Origin of the sequence: Acidianus infernus (assembly GCF_009729545.1) — an archaeon.
Classification (GTDB): domain Archaea; phylum Thermoproteota; class Thermoprotei_A; order Sulfolobales; family Sulfolobaceae; genus Acidianus; species Acidianus infernus.
On record NZ_WFIY01000004.1, the window covers coordinates 628,152 to 648,923 of the forward strand.

Below are 20,772 nucleotides of genomic sequence, written 5' to 3' on the forward strand. Positions count from 1 at the left end.
AAAACTATTATAGGATAAAAAGTTAAGCTCCAAAATTCCTTTTTCTTCTTTGGTATGACCTAATAGCCCTCCATAAATCTATTTTCCTAAATTCGGGCCAGTATGCATCACAGAAGAACAATTCAGAATAAGCTAAATGCCATAAAAGGAAATTACTTATTCTCATCTCGCCAGAGGTCCTTATTACAAGATCTATATCTTCTAGCTCTTTATCATAAAAGTATTTTCTAAAAGTATCCTCATTTAATACGATATCTTTTACTAAACCTTTTTTATATTCGTCTAAAAGCTTTGCAACAGCATCTAATATTTCCTGCCTACCACCATAGCATATTGCAAGGGTTAAACTCCTTTCGTTAAATGATGAAGACTTTTCAACAACTCTAGAGATTGATAACCTAAGATCCTCTGGAAGCTTATGAAGCTGACCTATAGCTCTAACTTTTACTTTATACTTGTAGATATAATCTTCAGTTAAAAGATCGTCTATACCCATTTTTATGTACTTTAAAATTACACTAAGTTCTTGCGAGCTCCTTTTATCGCAATTCTCTGTGGATAACGCAAACACAGTAACGTCTTTTACTCCAAGCTCTGCTAACCAAATTAAAACTTCCTTAAGTTTTCTATACCCTTGAAGATACGCTTCGTTAAAGCTTGAGTTATTTTCCCTAGCCCATCTTCTATTACCGTCCGGTATTATACCCACATGTCTAGGAATAGGTCCAGACTTAATCTGATTCCAAAGCCATTTCTCATAAATTACATAAACGGGCTTTAACAATCGCTGTAACATAGATCTTCTATTGCTTTTGTATAGGTGGTTATTCCTATAAATATTTCTTCCAAAGTTATTTTTTCGTACAAAGTATGTTCTAATTTTGAGTCTCCAGGGCCATATGTAGCTATATTTTTAGTAATTGCCGATAGAATGTTCATATCGCTTGTCCCAGCTTTTCTAACTAATGATGGTTTAATATTCTGAAGAAGCAATGCCCTATATAAAGATTTTACTATTTTATCGTTAGCATTAACCTTAACAGGAGGAACTTGTTCAGTTATTTTTATTTCACATGAAGCAAACTCCTCTTTTAATTTCAGTAGTATATCGTCTAACTTAAATCCGTAGGGATATCTTATATCAAAATGTAAGTAGACTGTCGAAGGAGTTACATTTACATATTCACCAGCTTTTATTATTGTAGGCACTATCGAAGGCTTATCATAGGTTGTAGGTAATTGAGAAATTTCAATGAGCTTCTTAGATACTTCTAGGATAGGGTTGAAATTTGCCGAAGATGAGTGCTGAGATTCATAATTACAAATGACGTCTACATGGATAACTCCGCGATATTCTATAACTATTTTAGTTGTACTAGTTGGTTCGCCTATTATTATTCCTTTGTATGAGTAACCTGCGTTTACGAGTTCCCTTGCACCGCTACTTTTATTTTCTTCGTCAGAAAGTCCAGCAAATTGAACTTTATAACCGTTTTCATTTAATATCCAAGTTGCAAGTAACATTGAGATTAATGGACCTTTAGCATCTACTACTCCTCTACCATATATTATCCCTCCTTCTTCTTTAGGCTCTATAAATCCAGGGACAGTATCTACGTGGGAAGCTAATAAGAAATCACCCTTTCCTAAAAGGAAAGATTTTGTTTTAGTAATTTTCAAGTCTAAATTTAACTCCTTGGAAACTTTCTCAAAAAAATTCGTCGCTCGAGCTTCTTCTCCTGACGGAGTATATATACTTGCCAGTTCAAGAAGATACTGTTTTGCCTTCCGTAATAGCGACTCCTTGTCTAGTTGCATTTACTGCCAGCTCCATATCTTCTTGAGTTATCATATAAGGTGAAAGGAACCTTATTGTTGATACTCCGGCCTTTAGGGATAAAACTCCATGATCTTGTAGATATTTTATTGCTTTACCCGGATTAAGTCTTAAGTCGACTCCTATCATTAATCCAAGCCCTCTAACTTCTCTAACAGATTTAAAGTCAGCTAAAGCTTCATTAAGCATTTTCATAAATATTTCACCCTTAACTCTTGCTTGCTCCGGTACATTGTCAGTAAGCAATGCCTTTATTGCTCCAGTAACCGCTGCTGCTGCGAAAGGATTACCGCCATAAGTTGTACCGTGATCTCCTTCACTGAGTTTTTCGGCTATCCAATCTGGCATAAAGACTGCACTGACTGGAAATCCTCCGCCTATTGCTTTACCTGCGGTCATTATATCTGGCTTTATGCCAAAATGTTGATAAGCCCACACTTTTCCTGTCCTTCCAAAACCAGTTTGAACTTCGTCAACAATTAGCAAGACTCCTTTCTCTTGTGTAGTTTCTCTTAAAGCTTTCATAAAATCCTCCTTTGCAGGTATAACTCCTCCTTCTCCTTGAACAGGCTCTACTATAACAGCTGCAGTATTTTCGTCAATTTTTTTCAAATCTTCTATACTATTAAACTCGAGAAATTCTACTGGTTCCAATAAAGGTTCAAATGGTTCTCTATATCTCTTATTCCATGTAACTGATAGTGAACCAGAAGTTCTACCATGGAACGAATTTTTAAAAGCTATTAATTTTCTTTTACCAGTTATCTTCCTTGCAGTTTTTAATGCCAATTCTACGGCTTCACTACCGGAATTTAATAGGAATACGTTGTCTAGGTCGTCAGGCTTTATTTTTTCCATCTCATTTAGCATTTCTTCTCTTATAGGAGTGTCAAAAGCTGTAGTAAGTGTTATTATTTCTGACATTTGCCTCTCTAAATATTCTAAAACTATCTTATTTCTATGTCCTAAAAATGCTACTCCGTGACCTGCATGTAAATCTAAATACCTTCTCCCTTTATCATCCCATACATATTGATTTTCTCCTTTTACTATCCTTAAGCCTCTTGTAGCATAAAATTCTATAAGCTTCATTTTCTTATCCACTCCTCTATTTTCCTGATTAAATATTCAGACAAGTTAAATTGGTTTACTCTTACCGTATTTTTAAACTCTGGTACTCCATTAACTTCGTCTACCAAGTAACCTCTTTCCTTATCTTCAAATACATCAATTCCTAAAAAGAAACCTCCTATTACTTCTTTTACCTTTAATGCTAAATCTTTTAATTCATCGTCAATTTTTAGAGGTTCTGCTATGGCTCCTAGTGCTGTATTTGTTCTCCAATTTTTAGTATTTACCCTATATATTCCTACTGGAGCTTCATCGCCTATCACAAAGATTCTTATATCTCTGTCAGGCTTCTTTACAAATTCTTGAATATAATAGACATTCTTAAATCCTACTGAAGTATAATCTTGGTATTCTAAAAAGCTCCTTAATGTATCTTCATCTACTGCTTTAGCAACCATTCTACCCCAGCTACCTTCAATAGGCTTTATTACTGCAGGATATCCTAGCTTGCTTGCCACTTCCAGTGCCTTATCTTTAGAAAATGCTATGGCAGTTTTAGGAACCTTTATATTATGCCTAGATAGTAATGCTGTGGTTATTAACTTATTTTCACAATTGATTAATGTTCTACTATCGTTTATTACGTTATAACCTAGAGTTTCAAAGATTAGAGATGTAGATAAGGCCCTTTGATGAGAAGTGTTCCTTTGTAAAACTACATCTAGATTCTGAAATTGGTTATCCTCAGAAAATAAATGATAAAAATCCTTAGTGTAAATTGGTATTACTTTATGACCTAATTTTGTAGCTTCTTGAATTAAATTTCTCTCTTCCCATCTAAGTAAATCATACGTAACTCCAACTATCACTCTCCCCAATCCTCTCCTACTTGCTCTGCTAATCTTAGTGCTAGCTTACCGTTTTCTTTGTATACCTCTAATTGAGCTCCACATTCATGTTCAACTATTTCTCCTGGTAATGCATCGTCTTCTACGTTAACTTGACCTCCACAAACTGGGCATTTAAGTGTTACCATATTTGGTCGAAATAATAGTAACAAGTTTAGTGTTCAAAAGTTTATATGAAAATAATTGGTTTGAAGTTAGTACCATGTCCTAAGTATAATAGTACTTGTAGTACTTATAACGCCCTGAATACTTCTAATCTCATCTATTGTTTTGTTTATCTCTGCTATATTAATTCCTCGTACTATGGTTATTATATCGTAATCTCCAGTAGTTTCGTAAACAGTCTCTACGCCAGAAATCTTAATTATCTTCTTTGAAATTTCTGGCGTAGGAATTTGAGGAGTAGATTTAACCATAACAATTGCTTTTATTTCGTTTTCTAATTCATATTCTATAGTAAATCTCTTTATTATTCCCAATCTAATTAATTTCTCTATTCTTTTTCTAACTGCTGCTTCGCTTATCTTTAGATCTTTAGCGATTAAGGTATATGGAGTCCTAGCATTCTTTTTTAACGTTTCCAGAATTTTTAAATCATTATTATCAATTTTACTACTCATTCTATCACCGTACCTTCTCCACTGAGAGCCTTATTAATAGCATCTTTCTCTAATCCGGACGAGATTATAACTTTATTAACACCATTCTTAACTGCTTCTGCTGCCATCAGTATTTTTCTATTCATTCCAGCTCCAACTTTTTTAGCGAATTCTTCTGCCTCGTATTTTGAAATTTTTTTAACTACTTCACCATCTTGAAGAACTCCTTTTACGTCAGTTAGAATAACTAATGTATCCGCTTTAATAGCAGAAGCCACGCTAAAAGCCATCTGATCCCCATCCACATTAAGCATTATGCCCTCAGAAATATCTATAGCAATAGGAGATAATATAATATAATCAAAAACATTAGAAATAGTATTTAATAAATTTGCATTCACCTCGTAGATTTTACCAGTATAACCCCCATCTATTATTCTTTTCTTTCCTCTGTCATCAATTATCATTATTCTCTTTTTTCTATTTGCTTTTACTATTGCAGAGTCAGCACCGCTTATTCCTATTGCCAACTTGCCTCTAGTGCTTAACGCCGTTACAATGTTTTTATTTATTAACGCCATAGCCATTACATAAACATCTAATTCTTCCCTAGTTGTGTATCTACTTCTTATACCTTCTGGCGATGTAACAAATCTTGGTTCTATTCCCATCCTTTTAGAATACTCAGTCACTATGTCTCCTCCGCCGTGCACAAATATTAATTTGCCATTGTATGATATAATACTATCAATTAAATTTTGTAAAGAATTTTTTATAACTCTTCCTCCAGCTTTTACTACTATCATTTTAGGCAGGCCTCAATGGTGGTGCTCTTAAACCTTCGTCTTCATTGAAGCCTCTTGATATATTAAAGTTTTGAACTGCTTGACCGGCTGCACCTTTAACTAAATTATCTATTGCCGCAAACATAGTAAGTCTCATAATTCTCCTCTCTTGTGCAAATCCTATATCAGCGAAATTACTACCTATTACGTATTTAGGATCTGGATATGGATGAAGTCCTCCCCTAATAATTCTTATAAATTTCCTGCCACGATAAAACTCAGCAATCTTTTTCCATATTTCAATATCATCATAATTATCATTAAGCCAGGCATGGGCTGAAGCTAGAGCACCTCTTATGCTACTTACAGCGTGAGGAACTATACTAACTTTTACTGGTTTCTTTGCTAATAGGCTTAATTCTTGTTCAGCTTCTGCAGCATGCCTATGGCCTTCTGGTTCATATGGCCTAATAGCGTTCTCTCTTTCAGGATGATGGCTACCTTCTCTAGGTTTCATCCCTCCTTCGCTGCTAGAAACTTTTACATCGCTAATAAACTTCAAATCGGCTGAAATCCCGTTACCGACTACCGGTGCTAATGCCAAAATAGTTGCTGTAGCGTTACATCCAGGAGAAGCAATAAGCTTAGCTCCCTTTAACTCTTCATAGTGAAGTTCTGGTAAACCATAAACAGATTTTTTAAGTAAATCAGGGTATGGATGCTCTATTCCATACCATTTTTTGTATTCTTCTGGATCTTTTAGTCTGAAATCTGCGCTTAAATCTATTACTTGTAAACCCATTTCAAGTAATTTGGGCACATAATTTAATGACACCTTATGCGGAAGTGCTAAAAATACCGTATCTGCTTTATCCCCAATTTTATCTAAAGATAATTGAGAAAAATTCATATTGAGTATTCCCTTTAAATTAGGATGAACTAAAGAAATTGGCTTTCCTGCATATTCTCTAGACGTAACTAAGGTTATTTCTACTTTACTATGTATTGATAATATTCTTAGTAATTCGCCACCAGTGTAACCCGAACCGCCTATTACTGCAACTCTTATCATTATTGTAGAAAAGGAGAATCCACTTATAAATAATGTTGATATATTTTAATCAATGGAGTCTAACACAGACGAGCTGAGAAAGTTCCTTGAAAATAAGATATCTAATTTAAAAAAAGAGCTAGAATACTATGAGTATTTATTGAGTTTATTGGAATCTGGATTTTCTCCAGTTAAAGGAAGTAAAGGAAGTATAGATTACATAAAAAGTAGAAAAGGCGAAATAATAGCAGAAGTATACTACACCCCTCCTTTAATGAAAATAATAGTTAGAAGAAAATTAACTTTAAGTAAAGCCTACATTAATGCGTTAAGTAAGATACTTGAAGATAGCAAGAATAATGATAAAATAGATTATAATATTGTTTTCGATAAGGATGATTTAAAGGAAATAAGTATAAATAATGTTAATGACGACTTATGTTATAATAAGATAAAGATAGCGCTGCAGACTATTTTAGAAAGAGCTAGCTAGTTATAATATCGGTTTTTATTAATAACGGTCTAGGATCCCCTAAGAATCGCACTAGGGCTTCTCCTCTACCTAAAAACGTTAAATTATTATAGATTTCCTCATCGTTAATGTTAACAAATCTCTTTACAACATTATTCCAAAATTCCTTATCTCCATTGTTCATAAAAATCAAGAGTCCAATATTATCGAGATAAACAGAGGACATCTCTCCTAAGTCTTCTACGTTTTGAGTAGCCATAAGTAACGCAATTCCATGCCCTCTACCTCTCTTCACTAAATCCGCAACTAAAGGATAGTCAACTTTTTCATTCTTAATTACAGTCCATGCTTCGTCCAACACTAGAACTATTTTAGTTCCATTATCAACCGAGCTTGAAAATTTATTATAAATATCGGTTATAATTGTATACATGATTATCTTTCTCAAAGTTTCACTTTTAATCATCGTAATGTCTATTACATTAAGTCCAGTGGTTATATAATCTACTAGATCACCTCCGTGATCTAGACTTTTAATAATTTTGATTATTTTTGAAATGTAAAGATATGTTATCTCATCTAGCATGGACTTTGCTTTCTCGTCTATTACGTCCCAGTTTAAGTAGGAAATTTTGCCAGAATAATAATCTTCTAGAGTATCATATATTAATTTAAATATTATAGAACTATGAATCTTATCTAAGTCAAAAGAATTTGTTAATATCTTTTCTATTTGCATTGCTCTAACTTGTATTGGTATATTATTGGCTTTAAGTAATGAAATTCCATGATATAATGGATTTAATATTTTCACTTCTAATCCTCGCTTTATTATTCTTTGCTTTATATCACCTTTTGTATCAAAAAATACTATAGGAATTGAATAATTAAGTGATAGCTGTAAAGAAGTATTAATTAGAAATTCAGTTTTTCCCGCACCAGTAGGTCCAATAATTAGCATATGCGGATTCTCACTAGTATCTATATTCCAGAAAACTGGAATTCCATGATTTATATCCTTACCTAAAAGAATGCCATCATTTCTAAGTTGAAACTTAGGAAGCTTATCTACAGAAAATGGAGTTAAGAAAGGCACTTGGCTAGGAATAGAAATTTTATTACACTTACATTCACTTAAAAAAATAAGATTTGAGATCTCATCTTTTTTCGCTAGCCTGGATCTTATATTTAATCCTTCTAATCCTTTACTTATAACTTCTGCCAATTGTATAGCCCTCTCTTTATTTTTGGAATGTATTAAAAGATAGATTTCATACTTAAATGGATATTCGCCTTCTGATATTCTATCTAGAAGAAAATTAATTATCTCTAGCTCCCTTTTTGCCTTACTGTTAGATGGGTCAGAATCTATTATAATTCTTAAATTTTGAGCCTTATGTAATAGAACTTCTTTATATTTTATACTGTCTACATATTTCTTCCTAAAGAATATATCTACTTGCTCGCCTACTTGTAATATTTTATAGAATGAAGCTATAGAATTTCTTAAGCTATTTTCACTCAAATCTTTATAATCTACGGGTATATCATAAATTAACAGTACTCCTATATATTCATTGCCTTTTTGTATATATCCGTCCTCTATCTTAATACTAGATAAATTTATTGAATTGTTAAAAAATGGAATCTTTCGAATTAACGATCCAATATCGATTTTTCCATATTTAAATGCAACAAGACTTACAACAACTAATAGTAACAATAGTAATGGATTTCTATAAACTATTGTGAGAACCATAATTAATATTGAAACAAAAACGAAAGATATCTTATCCTCGTTCATCAAAATAATTTGAGAAATAATATTAGGGGGAGGAAACCGAAACTTCTAAAGTTCGATATTAGCATGAATCTGCCTCAAGTCTTCTTCAGTCTTCTTTAGCCTTAACATTAACTCAGCCACAACTCCGTCTAAAAACATTTGAGTAGTATCTTCAAATAACGTGCCTAAAGGAGCTAGGGGTTCAGTTATTCCCAAAATCTGCCTTGCAAAATAATCTTCAAATTGTGAATATTTGGTTCTACCTGGCACTTCAACTACAACATCTGCAATTTTACCAATTGGACTATCTGCATAACTTGTTACTGCTATTAAAGTTGCCTTAGCTTCTTTGGCAGCCTCCGCCGCGGTTAAAATTAATCTAGTTCTTCCAGAGCCAGAAATTGCGATCGCCAAATCATTCTTACCGATAGCTGGAACTATAGTCTCCCCTAATACATACGCATTGTAACCTAAATGTAAAAGCCTCATTGCAAATGCTCTTCCAACTAAACCACTTCTACCAGCTCCCATAACCAATACTTTCCCATTTCTATTATTTTTATAAAAATTTTCTAGAGTGTCTATCATTTTTTCCACTTGGTCAGGTTTAATAAGCTGTGCGGCTCTAATCACAAACTCTGCTAAATCGTACATTGTCTTTAAGCTTAGAGGTAGATTAAGAAGTGAGGAGGATGAAGACAACCGATTCGCCGTGAAACTATAGGATGAATAGTTTATAAAGTTTGTTATGTATGTGAATAGTATTTTAAGTTATAATTACAAAATGATAATAATGATTTTTAATGAGTACTAGATGGCTCCCTAAGTGGAAGGTAGTTAAGATTAATGTAAAAGGAAAAGAAGTAGAAGTGTGTTACGACGATGACTTAAAACTTTATGCTTGTCCATTTTGTAATCCCGTCTGCAAAAAAGGAGGAATTCCGGACTACAGCACATATTTTTACCATGTAGAGGATCTGGTCGCTCATATAATAGCACATAAAAACGCATTATGGTTAAAGAAGAGACCACAAGAAATAAGAGAAGAAGAGGAAGAAGGAGAAGAGGAAGATAATGAGGAAGATTAGTATAGGTATTATGGGAAGTTATACTATAGACGAAATTCATGAAAATAATATAATATATGAAAAAGCTGGAGGACCACCAATATACTCTAGTTTAGGAGTTTATATAGCGGGCGGAGAGCCTCACGTATATTCAATAAAGGGCGAGGATTTCAAGTTTGAATTGCCAGATTATATTAAAGAGGATTTTATAATTAATATAAAAAATAATTTGAGATTTGAAATAATTATAAATAATGGAAAAAGGACCTTAAAATTGAAATCTCCAGGATCTAAAATAGATTTTAATAAAGTAAGTCTAGGTAACATAGATGGATTAATAATTAATCCAGTATGTAATGAAATTGACTTAGATCAAGTAAATGTATTAAATATCCCATTAGCCGTAGATTTTCAGGGAATTATAAGAAAATGTGAAACAGACAAGGAAATTACATATAAGGAAATAAATTACATCCCATATAAGCCTAACTATATGGTCGCACATGCTAACATTGAGGAAAAAAATAATGGAAAATTAGATATTAAAAAACTTTTAGACGTAGGATTTAAGGAGATTATAATAAGTTACGGAGACCTAGGGTTTGAGATTTACAGCAAAAATGGTATTTTAAAAGAGACCGTCGAAAATAGAGGAAATTACGAAGTAGGAAACGGAGATTTCCTATTAGGATTTTATTTCACATTAAGGGTTAAAGGAGTAAAAATAGAAGAAGCTGCAAGACTTTCAAAACTAGCTTCACAAAAATTTAGCATTTACGGACCAAATCTACAGCTTCTTCTAAGCTAATGTTTTTCCATAGACCCAATCTACCACAATTTTTTATAAAATCTAGTTCAATTGAAGGAGTGCCGTATAATATTGCGTCTTTAATAACATGTGATCGATAAGCTAATATTTCATCTCTAGAAAATAGGTGAGTCCTTTTTAGATCACTAAATACCTTTTTAATATCAGGCAATTTAGAAGTAAAGAATGAATATATATAGTTAACAAAGATCTCGCTCTCTATATTTTTTCTAATTATATGAGAAAACACTATACCCGTATCCCCATTGATATACACGTCCCACTCCTTCTCTCCTTTAGTTATCAATATGGTTATAAATGCTGACACTGACTTTAAGTTAGGGTCATTATAACCAATTAGCTTTAATAATTCTTTTCTTGAAATTGTATTATATATTTTATCAAAAATCACTGACCTACCTTTATTAGTAATAATTTTTTTATCTTTTATAATTATAGGGTATTCATTAATAATTTTAACCCCTTTACCAAGATCGGAAATAATTTCACTAAAATTATCGATCCAAAACTTCTTCCTATTGAAATCTAACCATGATGGAAATGTTTCGCATTCCTTACAAATCTTATCTTTTAAATATTTTGATTTTTCAGAAATTATTGTAGGATTATATTCATGATATTTTAGCCCTTCCATAAAGTTAGGATTACTCACTATTGGAGGAATAATAGAGATATTAATTCCTGAAATTTCTTCCGTAGCAAATAATCCACCAACTTCGTGTTGTAGCTCTAGAATTAAAGATTCCTCCTTATTTAAGGAAGCTAAAAGTAAGCCTGAAATTCCTCCACCTAAAATTATATTCACATAATATAGGAAGTAAAGAATTATTTATAAGACTGACACTCCATTACCAAAAATACCGTTTTGACTATAAAAGATCTTAAAAGGCTTATGATCTTCTATTAGTTCTCCCTTAATTAATTTACTTAATTTAACTTTTGCATCATTTTCATCTATATAATCAAATAATATTCTCCTACCATCGATTTCTATCATAGGCGAAGAATAATCATAAAGCAAATCAGTCTCTACATCTATTTTTATATCGTATTTATTTGGCAGACTTTGAATAACCTCGTACAATAGTGAAGTAACTCCGTTATCACCATAAGAACCAAATATTACCTTTATTGAAGGCATATTTTCTCAATATTATTAGCTTCAGTCAAAAAAGCATATAAAAAACCTAAAATCTAATATTACCAGCAATGAAGTCTGTCTATGGCTCAACAATCTTAGAATCTGCAGGAATTTTTGACATTCAAAAGAATAAAAAAGAGGCTGAAATATCTTATAATGAAGCTAAAAGTTTGTATCCAGATTTTAAAATTTTAATCCTTGATATGAATAAAATGGAGGATAGATTAAAAGCAATAGATATAGACCCGGATTTAGCTGATATGAAAGATATTTATGTAATCCTTGTAGAAGTGCCAGAAGAAGTAACTTAAAATTTTTATTTAACTCATTAATATTGTCAATTGGGCCCATAGTCTAGCCTGGTTAGGACGCTGCCCTCACACGGCAGTGATCGCGGGTTCAAATCCCGCTGGGCCCATATTTTACGTTCTACTCTTTTATAGAATTGCAAGTAAATACAGTCCAAAAGGTAAAATTATATCATAAAATTTTATAGATTAAGAAATTTCAAATTATAATCAATCTAACTAATAAACATATACATAACAAGGATACTGGTAATTTTTATTAATCAAAAGTCTTATATAAAGTTAGGCCATACCCAGCTAACAGTCCACGAGAACCGTGGTAGAGTGAAGCTGGGGCCTCCTCCCGCCTCTTCTCTTAATCTGTTTACATTAATAGATATAAATAACGATTTTACTTAATGCATCTAAAGCAATAGAAACTATTAAGAGACATTAGACGAGTCTCATGAAGTTTCATCTAAGCGGATGCTAATAGAATTAGTTTCTAGAGCTGAGAAATCTTTGCCGCTCAATATCAATTCTACTATACCAATAGTCCGATACTTATATCTTTACAAAGGGCATAATACAAATATGGATTATAGAGTTTTCTCAGCCGGAATATCCGTCAGAGAGGGAAGAAGCACTAATGTTTACTCTATAGAGAAGAACAAAGAAGGTAAACGTAAGAGAGCGTTACATTGGCCCCTTAGATAAGGTTGTGGAAATAACATTGGAGGTCTTAGGGGGTGCTTCCCTAACCTCGCAGTGCCGCCGCGGGGATTTGAACCCCGGACAACCCGGTCTTCAGCCGGGCGCTCTCCCGGGCTGAGCTACGGCGGCAATATATTTCTTGAAATCTTCAAACTTAAATCTTTCGATGATAATTAGTTAATTGGGGTCTGGCGACACCCTAGGAGAACCCTTTATTAGGGGTCAATGATATAGGGTCTCCAGAGACCCCAACATGAAAACACTTATAGTATTTTTAAATAAGATAGATATAAATAAGATATTACATCTTCAGGATAAAAAAGATATATATATATTAAATGAGATATTACATATACCAATTTCATTTTATAATTGGGAAAACAATTGTTATGAAGAAGATAAAATACTTGACTATGTAAGTAAAAAGCTTGATAATCTGTCATTCGAAAAGATATTTTTATTAACTACCTTAAAGCTTTGCAACAAAATAGCCCAAAAACATGGCAAAATAGAGATAATTAACATAGATGACGAGAATATGTTGAGAAAATTAATTGCAAGTATTTAAATATCTACTACAAAGGTAATTTCATACATGTCCCCTACTTTATTAATAGACATTAAGCTATAAGTCATTGCTTTTACTAGTGTTCTTCTCTCGTGTTTTTCCTCATTAAACTTTTCACCCCAAGCTTCTCCTTCCAATCTCATATTATCTTGATCAATTTTCACTTTAAATTTACTAAATAGCATTAATTCTGAATCATAGTATACTAAAAGGGCCTCAATCCATCTATATAATAAGTTTTCTAAGTCTATTCCATCTATAGTTACCTTTCTCTCTTCTACCGGATCCACTTTAGAGGTATCAGTCATTACCTCAAAAACTGCTAAAGCGGAGTTCTCAAAGGCTTCCTCAAGAGTTCTACCATAGGCCTTTATCCCAACATCTGCTGTATTGTCAAAGAACTCAAATTTCTTCATAAAAACACTTTTAACCTTAGTAGGATTTAACGTTATTGATTAAAAATGGGCGGAAGACAAAAAACTACTCTATTTATGACAAAAGAAATAAAGAAAGAAAAAAGAGGTACAGCTACTGGTCAGCAAGCTTCCTCGAAATGATATAGTTAGAGAAATATATACCAATCGCCAAAAATATATCTATAACAGAATATAATATATTTTTTGTAAAACAATAAACTATTATTGAGTTAATAATAAGGAGAAAAAGTAATATATCTCTACTTTTCATCTTATCACACTCTAAAATATTTCTATAGGAATTGGTAACCTAGATGAGTATCCGCTTATTGCAGCACCTACACCTACAGAAATACCACTTAATATAATCATGTACGCTATAGGAAATACTATAGTACCTTCAATAAGCAGTGGAACGACTTTAGTCATGAGATAAATTATAATACAACATACATTATTATTAGGTATGTTATTTAAACCTTGTAGAACGTTGACTCCTAATGATGTTAGAAAATTAGGCAAATATGGCAATCCGGCATAAAATACTATAGAAAATCCTATAAGTGAACCTCCTACCCCTCTTCCGACTCTAAATGGTATAGAAATTAATAATATACCTAAAGCTACAAATACTTGAGAATATTCATAAACTATTCTTGCTATTATAAGTAATGTTTCTGAAGTAGTTATTAAACTTCCAAATAATGAAAAAAGTACACCGACCTCAGATAATAAGACTCCTGCAGCAGGACCGCTAGCTACTGCTATTATTCCGTATATCGTTCTTAAGAATGTATTAAGAGCAATTTCTTGAATTATTAAACAACATACCCACTTAAAGTAGTTACACCATGTAGCACCTAGATATGACTGAATCATGGATGATAAAGTCAGAATACTACCATAAGCATTAATTAATGCAGTAACGTATAATCCGTCTAATATTAATTTTGGCCCCCATCTTTTTACTCCATATATCGGTATTGGAAGACCCATAATTAACGTTCCAATAAAGTAAGTTAATGCCCCAAGCGAGGAAGCAAGAAATAACATTTCGCCTATATTAAACAATTATTATCACCTCACACTTGACCTGCTAAGTATGATATTAAACTAAATACTGTGCTACCTATGGCTAACCAAAAAGCCGCTATTATAGCATCTTCTATAATATCTTGGCCACCTCGCTTTATTCTAAATATTGGGATAGGAGAGCCTCTTAAGGCCCAACCTACTGCCCATGATAATATAAATATACTCCATGCAGTTTCTGTTATTTGAGTCGTTAAATTAGATATTAGACTCTCTATACCAGACATTCTTGACCTAAAATTATAAGACATTTAATAAAGCTAGGAGACCTAAACGGAAGTGTTTTTACCAATATACTCAAGGATAATATTTACTATTCTATTAATATCTATATTAGAAGTATTTATAACCATATCAAAAGGAGTTAAATCTAGCAAATCTATCCCATAATATTTCCAAAATCTAAAATAATGACTTTGTTCTCTTTCCATAATTTTAATTAGAGCTTCTTCATAGGGAATTTTATCTCTAATTGATATCCTTTTAGCTCTTTCCTCGATATTAGCCCAAAGATATATTGTATAATCAGCAATCCCACTAAGTAACCAACCAGCTATATGAGACTCTATAATTACATTTCCTTTTTTTGCTTCGTCTAGGATTTTCTCATCTATTAATTTATCTATATCAAATTTTTTTTCTGCAGATTTATTCATCTCAATTATATCTTTTCCTAAACTTGCCGCCATTTCTCTAAATAACTGTCCTGCAGATACAAACCTAAGTTTCAGTTTTTCAGACAAAATTTTGGCAACAGTGGTTTTTCCACTGCCAGAAGGCCCACTTATAACAATAATCATGATATTCCTCTCACACTCAACTTGATCAAATTTTCAAGACACTTATGGCACAAGTACCCACCAAAAGGTCTCTCTGGCCTTTTCTCAGATAAAGAGAACGAATAAATTTTGTTAGTCTTTACTGCATTTAGAGGATTTCCGCACATAGCACAGTGAGCTAATTTATTCTTTCTTCTTTCAAAATGAAGCGTGGATTCACCACTAGGAGTTCTAATATGTATTTTTCTATAAGACCTAGACCTAAACTGTGGTTTAGGCATTGCTTATCAATAAGAAAATATATCTTTAATTTATATAATCTTCGGGCGTCTCAGAGATATAGGAGTAAATAGAACAAACGATAAAATAAATATTATAAAGGACGAGTATGGAATAATATATTTACCATTATATTGAATTGAAATTAACGGTATATAGTAAGGCAAACATACATTAAAATTCATTCTAAAAACTACTAATGATAAATCTATAAAGTATATAAAAATTAATAGTGCAGTTTGCATAAATGAGTAGAAATACATAGTAGAATTATACGATTTTATTTCGTTTTGAATTTTCTTTTGGACTTTTTCTTTTCTTTTATCTGATACTATCTTACCTAATCTCTCATCATACTCCTTTAACTTAATTATGATGTAATTTAGTTTTTTACTAATATAATACTTATAAAAAAGATAAACAACAAAATTGGAAAAAAATGATAAAAGAATAATATAAAAAAGATAAATTTCCATATTACATCATTGACGAAATTATCTCTTTAGCTGCAATGGTAGGATCTCCTTCTTTATTAATTACTATCTTTACAGAAGCACCAACTAGCACTGCAGATGCCATAGCAGCATATCTCGCAAAATTAATAGTTTCATTAATTACATTTATATCTGCATAATCAGATCTAATCCTACCTTTATCCCTTTTTTGTCTATTTAAAATATCCTCAGGATTACTTTCAAGTAAAAATATTACTTGAGGAGATAAGATTTCTATAACATGTTTTGGTAATCCAGGGAGATAGCCTGCGGGTGTTCTTATAACTGCATGAGTGTCTATAAAGGCTAAACCATCTTCCCCCAATTTTTCTGCATCCTCTACAATTTTCTTTGCAGCTATTAGTTGCAATTCTCTTTGCTTTGAAAGAGGTAATTTTCGCATTTCATCTCTATTACTAACAAATCCTTCAGAAATAGCAGTGTTTAACATGTAGTCACCATAATTCATTATTTTATATTTTCTATTTTCAGAAGATAATATCTCCGATACCTTACTTAATACAGTAGTTTTGCCAACTCCAGGTATGCCTGTTACTATACCCATTTTCATTTTTACTCACCTACCAGTCTTCTCAATAATGGGTACATTTCAATAGACCTCTCATAAGCTAATAAACTATAGTATTGAATGGCTATAGTAACTGCTAATAATATTCCAACTCCTGTACCATATACTCCTAGAAAAGTTGCACCAACTGCTATCACACTTACTATAAGAGAGCTAAAGAATGCTAAAGGATAGATATATTTAGATAGAATAGCTTCAATCATTTTAGTATTGCTCCTCATGCCTGGAATCTCTATTCCTGCCTCCACTAATTGTTTAGCTTGAGTTGCAGGATCTAAACCAGCTACTTCAACCCAAATTAATCCAAATAATACGCCTAATGTGATAAATACTATCGCATAGATAACAGCGCCCACTGGATCTAGAACAACAGCATAAACGCTATGAGGTATTTTAGAATTTGGTGGTGGAAATTCAAAAGCACTAGCTATGTCATTTAGTATACTCGCGAGAGTAGAGTTAGAATAGGAGGAAAGAGAAGCAAATAATTGGATATCTGCTCCTAAAACGCTTACAAATATAACTGGTATGCTACTAACATATAGGAAATTAAGCGGTATTGTTCTTCTTATTCCTCTCAACCTTTGTGAAGTAACGGGTATTTGAATGTTTATCGACGTAAGATAAACTATAAGGATTATTAATGTAATAGTTGATACTAAGCCTACTAAATCAGGTTCAAAGGGTTTAGTAGTATTTACAATAATGCTAAGCAAATTACCGTGACTTGCTATTAAAGAAATTAAAGTAGGAAAGAATCCTATTGGAAGGTTTTGGGAACTTACAGTAACAATTCCAAACATATACCAGAAAATTATTTTCATCACACCTGCAAGTATGAATAAGCTAACCCCAGATCCTAATCCCCAGCCTTTTTGTATCATCTCATCAAGTAATAGTATAAAGAAAGTTGCTGCTACTAGCTGCGCGGTAATTATAGTAGCTAGCTCTATTTGCACAGATGTAATAATTGCACCTTTAGTTAATACATATCCAAATAGGGATGCTTCTATTAGTATAAATATGAAGGCTAGACCTTTTTGTGCTTCAGTAAACTTAGCTCTATCATCTTCATTACCTAAGTCAATATTAATTAACTTCGATCCAACTAGAATTTGCATAATTAAACCTGCAGTTATTATAGGACCTATACCTAACTGAGCAAGTGTACCTGCAGTTGATGCAAAAATAACTTGTTCTATCAAAAAATTACTAAGGGATGTAGATTGAATACCATAAAGTGGTACAGACGACATTACTAGATAAACAATAACTGCTAATACTGACCACATTATTTTTTGGTTTAAATTAGGTTTATGCCTAGGCTTTCTAACTGCGGGTAAATCCTTACCAAGCGCTGCAAGAAAGTCAATAAATGACATGAAATCTCAAAAACATTAAGAATTAGGGGTTAAAATAACTTGTCCACCTATTTTTTCTAATTTTTGTTTTGCTTTTTCAGTAGCATGTCTCACAATTATGTTTAATCCGCTAATATTTAGATTGCCACTTCCAAGTAGTTTATCAAATCCATACTTGGTTAAGTCAACTATTTTCTTTCCATCTTTCTCATCAATTTTAATACTACCGTTCTCTATAGATGTTTGCAAATCTCTTAAGCTGATGGCACTAATTTTAACACTAGTGGGATTTACAAAACCATGTTTACCATACCAATCTTTTCCATACTTGACTAACCATGACCATTTATGTTTATGCATGCCTACTTGTCTTCCACCTTTAGCCCCTCTATTTCTATGCTGGCCTTTAGATCCCCAACCCATTGTTCTGTATCCGCGCATTTTTCTCGATTTTTTCTCTTTTCTGACCACCATTTCATACCATCCTCTTTATTAGGTTATTTATTTCTAACCCTCTATAACCAAATTCTCCCTTTGATTTATAAGGTGCATTAATCTTTCCTTTAAATCCACCACTTGGTGGATGTAACCTTATGGGAAGCTTGAATATGTTATCAAGCTTGTTTAACGCCAATTCTCCTGAAAGCAGTTTTGTTTTAAATGTATTTAAATCCATGGATAATTTAGTTTTTATGTACTCTTCTGTAATTTTCTCACCTTTGCATGTCTCTAACCTATTTAGAAGAGCATTTAAACCGTCTTCAGAAATTTCGCCCCAAGTTATAAATGGCTCTACTTTAATTAACATTCCCTTTAATGATTCCGTATAAGGATAAATCATTGTATTAAAGACCTTAGGCAATCTTAACATTTCTAAAGTCTCTTGAATTTTCCATGGAGCGTGCGCATATCCCCTTATTCTAACTATGGCAACTGCCTTAGGAATACCTCATCACCTCTTCCTAGCCCAATCTGCAGGCGTTACAAACTTATAAGTATTATAAAGTGCATTATATCCGGCCTTGATAAAGTTTTCAGTAGTTCTAGTCTCTCCTTTACTAGATGACCAAACGTCCTTGATACCTGCATAAGATAATAATGTTTTCAAAACACTTCCTACTACCAATCCAGTCCCCTTTGGTGCAGGCTTTAGAGTAACTTCTACACTTCCAGCTTTGCCAGTTACAGTAAATGGTAAACTATGAGGTTCTCCACATGTACATTCCCAGCTACCGCATCCTCTTCTAACTGGAATTATATTCATTTTAGCATCCCTTATTGCTTTCTGTATTGCTACTCTCAATTGCTTAGCTTTACCCATCCCAATTCCAACATAACCATCAAAATTACCCATAATTACAAGGACTTTATATCTAGAAAGCTCTCCAGCATCTGTCTGTTTTTGAACCATTTTTATATCTATCACTTCGTACTTCAAATTAGGCAATAACGCATCTATTATTTCGGGCTCAGTTATGACTAGATTTTTTTCAAATATTTCCTTTATTGAAGTTATCTTACCCTCTTTAACTAATTGACCTAGTTTAGTTCTAGGTTTCCATTCCTCTATATTAGCAGTAGGTACGCCTTCTGCCATTCTTATTCACCAGAACTTTTTATCTTATTTAAAACTTCCTCAAAATGAGAAGGAAGATCCTTAGGATTTAATCCTCTACTTAAATATCTTGAAAAGAGTTTATTGAACTTCTCTGGGTTTTCTGCTTCTAACTTTTTGGCATATTCGGAAATATGTACTCCCTTTATTCTGTTTTCATCAAGCTCTATATCGCCCATAGGAACCTTTAAACCAGCGTCAAGTGCTCCTTTTATTGCATAAAATACTCTTGCACCTTTTGTAGGGGTAAATAATCCTATGTCTGCTACAGCAGACTCAATACCGGCCTTCTTAGCTCTAAGCCCAGCTAAAAATCCAGTTAAATAAGCCGCGGGTGTATTATTTGTATCCCCTTTCCATCCATATTTCTTCACTAATTCTATTGAATGTGCAGATGCTATAGTAATATCTCCTTTAGGGTCAAATTTCATTACACTAACAATTACATATTCATTTGTAAGCCTAACAACTAACCTTATTGCCCTACTTAGAACATAAATATATCTCTTATAATAGTTAGTTTTACCTTCTCTTCTTCTCCTTGGCTTAACCTTATAATTAGGACCTAAAGCCATCTTACTCACCTTTTAATTTTCCCATCTGAATTAAAACTGATCTAACATCACTTATACTCTTAAAGGAGCCACCTTTTGCCCTAATATAAAGCTGCCTATATAAATGAGAATCTATGACTTCATGGTCTCTTAGCCACTTTAGATATTTTCTTATTTTCCTTATTCTGTTAACCCAAGCTTCATGCTCATCAAATCTAGCAGTTTTCTTTCCTTTCCTACTCCCATGTCTTCTTCCTTCTCCCTTAACTCTTCTTGCTTTCCTTCTCTCTTTAACTTTAGAGTTTGATCTTTCTTTTTCCTTCTCAATAATTATCTTGCCTTCTTTAATTAGCCTTGCTATATCTGCCCTAGTTAATGCTTCTTTTACTTCATCAATATTCTCTGGCGGAATTTTTACATTGTTAATACCTACTTTAGCTATATCAGCGGCCAACCTTTTTTGTAAATATAACTCTGGCAC

30 protein-coding genes and 2 tRNA genes are annotated in these 20,772 nt (G+C 32.7%); 6 read left to right on the plus strand and 26 right to left on the minus strand.

All coding sequences use genetic code 11. The features are described 5' to 3' along the window. Positions 1 to 22: 22 nt before the first annotated feature. The 8 genes from uppS to argC all read right to left on the minus strand — a co-directional run bounded on the left by uppS (position 23) and on the right by argC (position 6,272). Positions 23 to 796 carry a polyprenyl diphosphate synthase gene (uppS, locus tag D1867_RS03770; protein ID WP_155862873.1) on the minus strand — a complete coding sequence of 258 codons (774 nt, stop codon included), beginning with the start codon at positions 794 to 796 and terminating at the stop codon, positions 23 to 25. Next, complete coding sequence (locus D1867_RS03775; RefSeq protein ID WP_155862874.1) at positions 778 to 1,818, minus strand: N-acetyl-lysine deacetylase; 1,041 nt, start codon at positions 1,816 to 1,818, stop codon at positions 778 to 780. The genes uppS and D1867_RS03775 overlap by 19 nt, the downstream gene beginning before the upstream one ends. Beyond that, positions 1,766 to 2,929: a [LysW]-aminoadipate semialdehyde/glutamate semialdehyde transaminase gene (gene lysJ, locus D1867_RS03780; protein WP_155862875.1), complete on the minus strand. Its 1,164-nt coding sequence runs from the start codon at positions 2,927 to 2,929 to the stop codon at positions 1,766 to 1,768. The genes D1867_RS03775 and lysJ overlap by 53 nt, the downstream gene beginning before the upstream one ends. Further along, complete coding sequence (gene lysX / locus D1867_RS03785; RefSeq protein WP_338077952.1) at positions 2,926 to 3,777, minus strand: lysine biosynthesis protein LysX; 852 nt, start codon at positions 3,775 to 3,777, stop codon at positions 2,926 to 2,928. Before lysX ends, lysJ begins: the two co-directional genes overlap by 4 nt. Further along, a complete protein-coding gene (gene lysW/argW / locus D1867_RS03790; RefSeq protein WP_155862877.1) occupies positions 3,774 to 3,944 on the minus strand; it encodes an alpha-aminoadipate/glutamate carrier protein LysW in 171 nt (56 codons plus the stop codon). Before lysW/argW ends, lysX begins: the two co-directional genes overlap by 4 nt. 66 nt (positions 3,945 to 4,010) lie before the next feature. Continuing rightward, positions 4,011 to 4,436 carry an HTH-type transcriptional regulator LysM gene (gene lysM, locus D1867_RS03795; RefSeq protein ID WP_013775687.1) on the minus strand — a complete coding sequence of 142 codons (426 nt, stop codon included), beginning with the start codon at positions 4,434 to 4,436 and terminating at the stop codon, positions 4,011 to 4,013. Next, complete coding sequence (locus D1867_RS03800; RefSeq protein WP_155862878.1) at positions 4,433 to 5,221, minus strand: [LysW]-aminoadipate/[LysW]-glutamate kinase; 789 nt, start codon at positions 5,219 to 5,221, stop codon at positions 4,433 to 4,435. The genes lysM and D1867_RS03800 overlap by 4 nt, the downstream gene beginning before the upstream one ends. Before the next feature lies 1 nt (position 5,222). Then, the gene (gene argC, locus D1867_RS03805; protein WP_155862879.1) at positions 5,223 to 6,272 is read right to left on the minus strand and encodes an N-acetyl-gamma-glutamyl-phosphate reductase; all 1,050 of its coding nucleotides are present in this window, start codon (positions 6,270 to 6,272) and stop codon (positions 5,223 to 5,225) included. 52 nt (positions 6,273 to 6,324) lie between these two features. Here argC and D1867_RS03810 point away from each other — a divergent pair, with 52 nt between their 5' ends. Continuing rightward, positions 6,325 to 6,744 (plus strand): hypothetical protein, encoded by a 420-nt coding sequence (locus D1867_RS03810; protein WP_013775684.1) that lies wholly within the window; start codon positions 6,325 to 6,327, stop codon positions 6,742 to 6,744. Here the strand turns inward: D1867_RS03810 and cedB are convergent. Then, positions 6,737 to 8,527: a DNA import protein CedB gene (cedB, locus tag D1867_RS03815; RefSeq protein ID WP_155862880.1), complete on the minus strand. Its 1,791-nt coding sequence runs from the start codon at positions 8,525 to 8,527 to the stop codon at positions 6,737 to 6,739. The two genes, D1867_RS03810 and cedB, sit on opposite strands and share 8 nt — an antisense overlap. A 45-nt stretch (positions 8,528 to 8,572) precedes the next feature. After that, entirely contained in the window at positions 8,573 to 9,160 is a 588-nt protein-coding gene (gene hxlB / locus D1867_RS03820; RefSeq protein ID WP_155862881.1) for a 6-phospho-3-hexuloisomerase, read from the minus strand. Between the two features lie 149 nt (positions 9,161 to 9,309). Between hxlB and D1867_RS03825 the strand changes: the two genes are divergently transcribed. Together D1867_RS03825 and D1867_RS03830 are read left to right on the plus strand one after the other, a co-directional pair. Then, on the plus strand, positions 9,310 to 9,594 hold the full coding sequence (locus D1867_RS03825; RefSeq protein WP_155862882.1) for a hypothetical protein: 285 nt from the start codon (positions 9,310 to 9,312) through the stop codon (positions 9,592 to 9,594). Further along, a complete protein-coding gene (locus D1867_RS03830; protein ID WP_155862883.1) occupies positions 9,581 to 10,381 on the plus strand; it encodes a carbohydrate kinase family protein in 801 nt (266 codons plus the stop codon). Before D1867_RS03825 ends, D1867_RS03830 begins: the two co-directional genes overlap by 14 nt. Here the strand turns inward: D1867_RS03830 and D1867_RS03835 are convergent. Next, positions 10,341 to 11,207, minus strand: a complete 867-nt coding sequence (locus D1867_RS03835) for a hypothetical protein (protein WP_155862884.1) — start codon at positions 11,205 to 11,207, stop codon at positions 10,341 to 10,343. The two genes, D1867_RS03830 and D1867_RS03835, sit on opposite strands and share 41 nt — an antisense overlap. Positions 11,208 to 11,231: 24 nt before the next feature. After that, complete coding sequence (locus D1867_RS03840) at positions 11,232 to 11,543, minus strand: hypothetical protein (RefSeq protein WP_013775678.1); 312 nt, start codon at positions 11,541 to 11,543, stop codon at positions 11,232 to 11,234. Between the two features lie 68 nt (positions 11,544 to 11,611). Between D1867_RS03840 and D1867_RS03845 the strand changes: the two genes are divergently transcribed. Both D1867_RS03845 and D1867_RS03850 read left to right on the plus strand, forming a co-directional pair. Next, a complete protein-coding gene (locus tag D1867_RS03845) occupies positions 11,612 to 11,854 on the plus strand; it encodes a hypothetical protein (RefSeq protein WP_155862885.1) in 243 nt (80 codons plus the stop codon). A 32-nt stretch (positions 11,855 to 11,886) separates the two neighbouring features. Beyond that, a tRNA-Val gene (locus tag D1867_RS03850) sits at positions 11,887 to 11,961 on the plus strand. 638 nt (positions 11,962 to 12,599) lie between these two features. On the opposite strand, the gene D1867_RS03860 is transcribed toward D1867_RS03850, so the two are convergent. Then, positions 12,600 to 12,673 (minus strand) — tRNA-Phe (locus D1867_RS03860). 124 nt (positions 12,674 to 12,797) lie between these two features. Between D1867_RS03860 and D1867_RS03865 the strand changes: the two genes are divergently transcribed. Then, complete coding sequence (locus D1867_RS03865; RefSeq protein WP_155862886.1) at positions 12,798 to 13,112, plus strand: hypothetical protein; 315 nt, start codon at positions 12,798 to 12,800, stop codon at positions 13,110 to 13,112. On the opposite strand, the gene D1867_RS03870 is transcribed toward D1867_RS03865, so the two are convergent. The 13 genes from D1867_RS03870 to D1867_RS03930 all read right to left on the minus strand — a co-directional run bounded on the left by D1867_RS03870 (position 13,109) and on the right by D1867_RS03930 (position 20,772). Further along, positions 13,109 to 13,528, minus strand: coding sequence for an archease (locus D1867_RS03870; protein ID WP_152940216.1), 420 nt, complete (start codon positions 13,526 to 13,528; stop codon positions 13,109 to 13,111). The two genes, D1867_RS03865 and D1867_RS03870, sit on opposite strands and share 4 nt — an antisense overlap. 282 nt (positions 13,529 to 13,810) lie before the next feature. After that, the gene (gene cedA / locus D1867_RS03875) at positions 13,811 to 14,599 is read right to left on the minus strand and encodes a DNA import protein CedA (RefSeq protein WP_155862887.1); all 789 of its coding nucleotides are present in this window, start codon (positions 14,597 to 14,599) and stop codon (positions 13,811 to 13,813) included. 11 nt (positions 14,600 to 14,610) lie between these two features. Continuing rightward, complete coding sequence (cedA1, locus tag D1867_RS03880) at positions 14,611 to 14,847, minus strand: DNA import protein CedA1 (RefSeq protein ID WP_152940212.1); 237 nt, start codon at positions 14,845 to 14,847, stop codon at positions 14,611 to 14,613. 42 nt (positions 14,848 to 14,889) lie between these two features. Then, positions 14,890 to 15,420, minus strand: a complete 531-nt coding sequence (cmk, locus tag D1867_RS03885) for a (d)CMP kinase (RefSeq protein WP_155862888.1) — start codon at positions 15,418 to 15,420, stop codon at positions 14,890 to 14,892. After that, complete coding sequence (locus D1867_RS03890; RefSeq protein ID WP_155862889.1) at positions 15,417 to 15,680, minus strand: 50S ribosomal protein L34e; 264 nt, start codon at positions 15,678 to 15,680, stop codon at positions 15,417 to 15,419. The genes cmk and D1867_RS03890 overlap by 4 nt, the downstream gene beginning before the upstream one ends. A 30-nt stretch (positions 15,681 to 15,710) precedes the next feature. Further along, positions 15,711 to 16,154 (minus strand): hypothetical protein, encoded by a 444-nt coding sequence (locus tag D1867_RS03895; RefSeq protein ID WP_155862890.1) that lies wholly within the window; start codon positions 16,152 to 16,154, stop codon positions 15,711 to 15,713. 1 nt (position 16,155) lies between these two features. After that, positions 16,156 to 16,743: an adenylate kinase gene (locus D1867_RS03900; RefSeq protein WP_155862891.1), complete on the minus strand. Its 588-nt coding sequence runs from the start codon at positions 16,741 to 16,743 to the stop codon at positions 16,156 to 16,158. A gap of 2 nt (positions 16,744 to 16,745) precedes the next feature. After that, positions 16,746 to 18,143: a preprotein translocase subunit SecY gene (gene secY / locus D1867_RS03905; RefSeq protein ID WP_155862892.1), complete on the minus strand. Its 1,398-nt coding sequence runs from the start codon at positions 18,141 to 18,143 to the stop codon at positions 16,746 to 16,748. A 15-nt stretch (positions 18,144 to 18,158) separates the two neighbouring features. Continuing rightward, positions 18,159 to 18,596, minus strand: a complete 438-nt coding sequence (locus D1867_RS03910; protein ID WP_155862893.1) for an uL15 family ribosomal protein — start codon at positions 18,594 to 18,596, stop codon at positions 18,159 to 18,161. A gap of 1 nt (position 18,597) precedes the next feature. Beyond that, a complete protein-coding gene (locus D1867_RS03915; RefSeq protein WP_338078094.1) occupies positions 18,598 to 19,068 on the minus strand; it encodes a 50S ribosomal protein L30 in 471 nt (156 codons plus the stop codon). A gap of 6 nt (positions 19,069 to 19,074) precedes the next feature. Next, entirely contained in the window at positions 19,075 to 19,719 is a 645-nt protein-coding gene (locus D1867_RS03920; protein WP_155862894.1) for a 30S ribosomal protein S5, read from the minus strand. 2 nt (positions 19,720 to 19,721) lie between these two features. Continuing rightward, the gene (locus tag D1867_RS03925; RefSeq protein ID WP_155862895.1) at positions 19,722 to 20,312 is read right to left on the minus strand and encodes a 50S ribosomal protein L18; all 591 of its coding nucleotides are present in this window, start codon (positions 20,310 to 20,312) and stop codon (positions 19,722 to 19,724) included. A 1-nt stretch (position 20,313) separates the two neighbouring features. Further along, a complete protein-coding gene (locus D1867_RS03930) occupies positions 20,314 to 20,772 on the minus strand; it encodes a 50S ribosomal protein L19e (protein WP_338077953.1) in 459 nt (152 codons plus the stop codon).

Coding starts and splice junctions, on each gene's coding strand:
- uppS (WP_155862873.1), bottom strand. CDS start 796: ATGTTACAGCGATTGTTAAAGCCCGTTTATGTAATTTATGAGAAATGG.
- D1867_RS03775 (WP_155862874.1), bottom strand. CDS start 1,818: ATGCAACTAGACAAGGAGTCGCTATTACGGAAGGCAAAACAGTATCTT.
- lysJ (WP_155862875.1), bottom strand. CDS start 2,929: ATGAAGCTTATAGAATTTTATGCTACAAGAGGCTTAAGGATAGTAAAA.
- lysW/argW (WP_155862877.1), bottom strand. CDS start 3,944: ATGGTAACACTTAAATGCCCAGTTTGTGGAGGTCAAGTTAACGTAGAA.
- lysM (WP_013775687.1), bottom strand. CDS start 4,436: ATGAGTAGTAAAATTGATAATAATGATTTAAAAATTCTGGAAACGTTA.
- D1867_RS03800 (WP_155862878.1), bottom strand. CDS start 5,221: ATGATAGTAGTAAAAGCTGGAGGAAGAGTTATAAAAAATTCTTTACAA.
- argC (WP_155862879.1), bottom strand. CDS start 6,272: ATGATAAGAGTTGCAGTAATAGGCGGTTCGGGTTACACTGGTGGCGAA.
- D1867_RS03810 (WP_013775684.1), top strand. CDS start 6,325: ATGGAGTCTAACACAGACGAGCTGAGAAAGTTCCTTGAAAATAAGATA.
- cedB (WP_155862880.1), bottom strand. CDS start 8,527: ATGAACGAGGATAAGATATCTTTCGTTTTTGTTTCAATATTAATTATG.
- hxlB (WP_155862881.1), bottom strand. CDS start 9,160: ATGTACGATTTAGCAGAGTTTGTGATTAGAGCCGCACAGCTTATTAAA.
- D1867_RS03825 (WP_155862882.1), top strand. CDS start 9,310: ATGAGTACTAGATGGCTCCCTAAGTGGAAGGTAGTTAAGATTAATGTA.
- D1867_RS03830 (WP_155862883.1), top strand. CDS start 9,581: ATGAGGAAGATTAGTATAGGTATTATGGGAAGTTATACTATAGACGAA.
- D1867_RS03840 (WP_013775678.1), bottom strand. CDS start 11,543: ATGCCTTCAATAAAGGTAATATTTGGTTCTTATGGTGATAACGGAGTT.
- D1867_RS03845 (WP_155862885.1), top strand. CDS start 11,612: ATGAAGTCTGTCTATGGCTCAACAATCTTAGAATCTGCAGGAATTTTT.
- D1867_RS03865 (WP_155862886.1), top strand. CDS start 12,798: ATGAAAACACTTATAGTATTTTTAAATAAGATAGATATAAATAAGATA.
- D1867_RS03870 (WP_152940216.1), bottom strand. CDS start 13,528: ATGAAGAAATTTGAGTTCTTTGACAATACAGCAGATGTTGGGATAAAG.
- cedA1 (WP_152940212.1), bottom strand. CDS start 14,847: ATGTCTGGTATAGAGAGTCTAATATCTAATTTAACGACTCAAATAACA.
- cmk (WP_155862888.1), bottom strand. CDS start 15,420: ATGATTATTGTTATAAGTGGGCCTTCTGGCAGTGGAAAAACCACTGTT.
- D1867_RS03890 (WP_155862889.1), bottom strand. CDS start 15,680: ATGCCTAAACCACAGTTTAGGTCTAGGTCTTATAGAAAAATACATATT.
- D1867_RS03895 (WP_155862890.1), bottom strand. CDS start 16,154: ATGGAAATTTATCTTTTTTATATTATTCTTTTATCATTTTTTTCCAAT.
- D1867_RS03900 (WP_155862891.1), bottom strand. CDS start 16,743: ATGAAAATGGGTATAGTAACAGGCATACCTGGAGTTGGCAAAACTACT.
- secY (WP_155862892.1), bottom strand. CDS start 18,143: ATGTCATTTATTGACTTTCTTGCAGCGCTTGGTAAGGATTTACCCGCA.
- D1867_RS03910 (WP_155862893.1), bottom strand. CDS start 18,596: ATGGTGGTCAGAAAAGAGAAAAAATCGAGAAAAATGCGCGGATACAGA.
- D1867_RS03920 (WP_155862894.1), bottom strand. CDS start 19,719: ATGGCAGAAGGCGTACCTACTGCTAATATAGAGGAATGGAAACCTAGA.
- D1867_RS03925 (WP_155862895.1), bottom strand. CDS start 20,312: ATGGCTTTAGGTCCTAATTATAAGGTTAAGCCAAGGAGAAGAAGAGAA.